General features: G+C 65.9%; 1 protein-coding gene. It reads right to left on the reverse strand.

Annotated features, from left to right (window positions below; all coding sequences use genetic code 11):
- On the reverse strand, nt 1-508 hold a 508-nt coding region (gene tssI / locus CXQ94_RS24185), incomplete at both ends, for a type VI secretion system tip protein TssI/VgrG (protein WP_146070435.1).

Here is a 508-nt window from a genome sequence, read left to right on the forward strand (position 1 = left end):
CTGGTGTTCCTTGTGGTAGAGGCAGCCGGTCACCAGCGGCTGATCGGGGTCGCCTTCGAGGAAGGTGACCAGTACTTCCATGCCAACGCGCGGGATGGCGATGCCGCCGTAGCGGTCGCCGGCCCAGCTGGAGCTGACGCGCAGCCAGCAGCTGGTCTTGTCATCGGCCTGGGCTTCGCGGTCCCAGTGGAACTGGACTTTTACGCGGCCGTACTCGTCGCAGTGGATCTCTTCGCCGGCGGGGCCGGTGACCACGGCGGTCTGGCTGCCGAGCACCTTCGGTTTCGGATGGCAAAGCGCCGGGCGGAAGGGGATGGCCCAGGGCGTGGCGCTGAAACGGTTGCGGTAGCCCTGGACGAAGCCGTCACGTGACTGGCTATCGCTGGTGACCGACTCTTCCAAGACCTGTGGCTGCTTGCCTTCGTGCCGGACCTCGGTGAGTAGCCAGAGCTGGTTCCAGTCGCTGCGGGAGTGCTCGCTGAGCGGGAGAAAATGTCCGCTCACCAGC

Origin of the sequence: Arthrobacter sp. GMC3 (genome assembly GCF_002929305.1) — a bacterium.
Lineage (GTDB): Bacteria > Actinomycetota > Actinomycetes > Actinomycetales > Micrococcaceae > Specibacter.